At 66.6% G+C, this 4,081-nt stretch carries 3 protein-coding genes; all 3 read left to right on the top strand.

Annotation, left to right across the window (positions count from 1 at the left end):
• A partial coding sequence (locus AC16JP_RS00605) for a TonB-dependent receptor (RefSeq protein WP_484338660.1) occupies positions 1–1,959 on the top strand: 1,959 nt, incomplete at its 5' end.
• 13 nt (positions 1,960–1,972) lie between these two features.
• Positions 1,973–3,229 carry an MFS transporter gene (locus AC16JP_RS00600; protein WP_484338659.1) on the top strand — a complete coding sequence of 419 codons (1,257 nt, stop codon included), beginning with the start codon at positions 1,973–1,975 and terminating at the stop codon, positions 3,227–3,229.
• 1 nt (position 3,230) lies between these two features.
• On the top strand, positions 3,231–4,081 hold an 851-nt coding region (locus AC16JP_RS00595), incomplete at its 3' end, for an FAD-binding oxidoreductase (protein WP_484338658.1).

Here is a 4,081-nt window from a genome sequence, read left to right as displayed (position 1 = left end):
GGCCGCTACAACCGCAAGCTGCTCAGGGCCTCGTTCGACGCGCCGCTCGCGCCGGGCCTCGCCGTCAAGCTCAGCGGCTACTGGCAGGACGACGACGGCTACGCGAAGAACGTCACCACCGGCGAGCGCCTGAACGACGACGACGGCTGGGGCGTCCGTCTCGGCATTCGCGGCGAACTGTCGCCGTCGATCCGCTGGACGGGTTCGTTCATGCACATCGTCACCAAGGCCGACAACCTGCCCAACTTCGAGTGCAACCCGGCGAATCCCACCGAATGCGACGGCCGCTACATCACCACCGGCCTGCGCACGCCTTCGGGGCTGAACCAGTTTGCGCCGATCGCCGTCACCGGCGACAAGGCGAACTTCGGCCTCGGGCAGACGGCGACCACCAGCCTCGTGACCTCGAACCTCGCCTTCGACTTCGCCGAGGATCACACCCTCACGCTCATCACCGGCTTCCTCGATCTGAACCAGCGCTACGTCTACGACTTCTTCGACGGTCGCTCCGGTCCCAGCCTCGCAGTGCCGAGGCCGCCGGTCCGCGGCTATGCGCGCGGCGGCTTCACGGTCGCGAACGACGGCTCGCACAACCAGTTCACCCAGGAAATCAAGCTGAACGGATCGTTCGGCAACGGCTTCGTCGAGTATGTGGCGGGCGCCTTCTACCTCGACGAACGCAACACCACCGACTTCGCCGACCTGTTCACCATCGCGCCGCCGGTAACGCTGCTGCTCGCCGACCGGACGCTGAAGAACCGCACCGAAGCCAAGGCCGGTTACGCGCAGGTCGACCTGAACCTGACCAGCCAACTGAAACTCACCGCCGGCATCCGCTACACCGACGAAACCAAGACGCTATCGGTGCTCGACAACCGGGCGATCTGCAACGCCGGCGGCGCGCTGCCGGCGAACTGCCTCGACAATAGCAACCTGATCGGCCCGTCCGGCGTGCGCATCCCCACCTCGCTCAACACCCGGATGTGGACTCCGCGCTTTGCCGCAAACTTCAAGCCGGCCGACAACATCCTGCTCTATGCCAGCGCCACCAAGGGCTTCCGTTCGGGCGGCTGGAACGCACGGGCGACCGCCCCAAGCCAGTTCCTGCCGTTCGACCCGGAAAAGGTCTGGAGCTACGAAGCCGGCATCAAGTCCGACCTGTTCGACCGCCGCGTCCGCGCGAACGTCACCGCCTTCCTGATCGACATGCGCAACCAGCAGGTGCTCGCGGGCCTCTTGAACCCGACCACCGGCGCCATCACCTTCCTCACCCGCAACTTCGCCGACTTCCGCAACAAGGGCCTCGAGGCAGAGTTCACCTTTGCCCCCGTTGACGGCCTCAACCTCTATGCCAACCTCGGCTATCAGGATGCCGAACACCGGCTGCTGAAGAACGCGCCCGCAACCGACATCTACGGCATCCAGTCGGTCGAATCGCAATTGGCGGAATGCAAGGCGGCGCTGGCAACGGGGCAGATCCCGGCGGGCACGACCGGCAATACATTTCCGCGTATTTCCACCTGCGCCTCGGGGATCGTCACGGCAAACGGCACCATCGCCAAGCCCACCCGCACCCCGAACTGGACGCTTCAGGCGGGCGCCTCCTACGAAATCGCGATGGGCGAGCTTTCGCTGGTGCCGTCGGCCAACGTCTCGTGGCATTCCGCCCACGAAGTCGCGCTGTCGAACCTCTCCTTCTACGACCAGCCGATCGCCGGCACCAACGGCGCCTATCCCTCCAATCCGTTCGGCAACGGCGAACTGATCACCGGCGCGCATGCGAAGGCTGCCGCGATCACCAACGCCAGCCTCACCCTGAACGGGCCTGACAAGCGCTGGGCGCTCAGCCTCGATTGCAGCAACTGCTTCAACGTCGCCAGCCCGCAAACCTCCCTCTCGAACGTCACCTACATCAGCCGGCCCATGAGCTGGATGATGCGCGGCCGTTACAAGTTCTGATCGGCACCGACAGATGAACGACACCCGGACAGCCCCGCAATCCGAGTTCCGCCTCGGCACGAAACCGCTGGTCGCGGCGCTGCTGGGTGTCGCTTGCGGCGCCTCGCCGCTGCCATTCAACACCCTGCCGCTGGTGATGGGCCCCATCCACGAGGAATTCGGCTGGGATTTCAAGGCGATCAGCGCCGGCGTCACCATCTTCGGCATATTGGCTGCACTGCTGGCGCCGGTCTATGGCGGCCTCGCCGACCGCTACGGCGTCCGCCGGGTGGCGCTGCTTTCGCTGTTCGCCTTCGCGCTGGTGTTCGGTTCGTTCTGGTTCGTGCCGCCGTCGTTGAAGGGCTATTATGCCTTCTGGGCGGTGCTCGGCATCGTCGGCATCGGCTCCACCCCCGTCACCTGGAGCCGGGCGATCAGCCTGTGGTTCGCTAAAAACCGTGGTCTGGCGCTCGGCATCATGCTGCTCGGCACCAGCCTCGCCGGCATCGTGGTGCCGCAGATCTCACAGGCCGCGATCAGCAACTGGGGATGGCGCGCCGCCTTCCCGACGCTGGCGCTGCTGCCGCTTCTGGTCGCCATCCCGGTCGGGCTGCTCTGGTTCCGCGAGCCGCAGCCGCACGAACGCCCGGCAGGCCTTTCCGACCTGTCGGGCAACCTGACCGGCCTGACGCTCGGCCAGGCGGCGCGCGGCTACCGCTTCTGGATCCTGTTCTTCTCGATCCTCATCATCGCCACCGCTTACGGCGGCGCGCACCTGCACATGGCGCAGATCGTGTCGCTGCACGGCTTCCCGGCATCGACGGCGGCCAGCGTCATGGGCGTCGTCGCGCTGGGCCTGTTCGCCGGGCGGGTGATCGTCGGCCTGCTGTTCGACCGTTTCTGGGCGCCGGGCATCGCCTTTCCGGTGTTTCTGCTTCCGGCGATCGCGGCCTTCCTGCTGATGGGCACCGCCAGTTCGCTGCCCGCAGTGATGGCGGGCGCATTCCTGCTCGGCTTCGCTGCGGGCGCCGAATCCGATGTCATCGCCTACATGGCGTCGCGCTATTTCGGCATGGCGAACTTCGGCCGCATCTATGGCGTTCTCTACATGCCGTTCGGCTTCGGCTCGGCCATTTCACCGATCCTCTATGGCGCCGCCCGCGATGCGCACGGCAACTACGACGTGATGCTGACTGCGGCGATGTTCATGTTCGCCGCCGGCGGCGCGATGCTGCTGACGCTCGGCCGCTACCCCGACAAACTCCCGACCCCCGAACCCAAGGCCGCCTGACATGCCCGCACCAACAGCCGCCCAGCTTGCCGCCGTGTTCCCGCAAGATTCGCTCGTCACCGACACCGCCGACAAGCTGTTCTACGCACAAGACGTGCACAGCGCAGGCCCGGAACCGCTGGCAGTGTTCCGCCCGGCCTCGATCGACGAACTGGCGAAGGGCATGAAGGCGGCCGCCGCCGCCGGCCTGATGGTCGTCCCGCGCGGCGGAGGCATGAGCTACACCCGTGGCTATGTCGCCGACGCGCCCGGTGCGCTCATCGTCGATCTCGGGCGCATGAACCGCGTGCTTTCGGTCGACGAAACCGACATGACCGTCACCGTCGAGGCCGGAATAAGCTGGGGCGAACTCCATGCCGCGCTGAAACCCAAAGGCCTGCGCACCATGCACTGGGGCACGCTCTCGGGTATCAACGCCTCGGTCGGCGGCGGCTTCAGCCAGAACGGCCTGTTCTGGGGCGCGGCCCAGGGCACCATGGCGCCATCGGCGATCTGCTTCGAAGTGGTGCTGGCCGACGGCACCAGCTTCCAGACCGGTTCGGGCTTCGTGCGCCCCTTCGGCCCCGACATTACCGGCCTTTTCGCCTGCGATTCCGGCGCATTCGGCATCAAGGCCCACGTCACGCTGCCGCTGGTGCGCGAGGCTCCGGCCTTCGCCTACGGATCGTTCGCGTTCGACACGCCCACCGACGCCTTCGCCGCCATGAGCGAAGTCGCCCGCGCCCGGCTCGCCACCGAATGCTTCGGCTTCGACCCCTTCCTGCAGGCGCAGCGCATGAAGCGCGACAGCCTGACCAGCGACGCAAAGGCGCTCGTCGGCATGATGAAGGCGCAGGGCGGTTTCTGGAAAGC

Source organism: Sandaracinobacteroides sp. (assembly GCF_057137845.1).
Note: the sequence above shows the minus strand (reverse complement) of the source record. Positions and strands in the feature narration are given on the sequence as shown.

Coding starts and splice junctions, on each gene's coding strand:
- AC16JP_RS00600 (WP_484338659.1), top strand. CDS start 1,973: ATGAACGACACCCGGACAGCCCCGCAATCCGAGTTCCGCCTCGGCACG.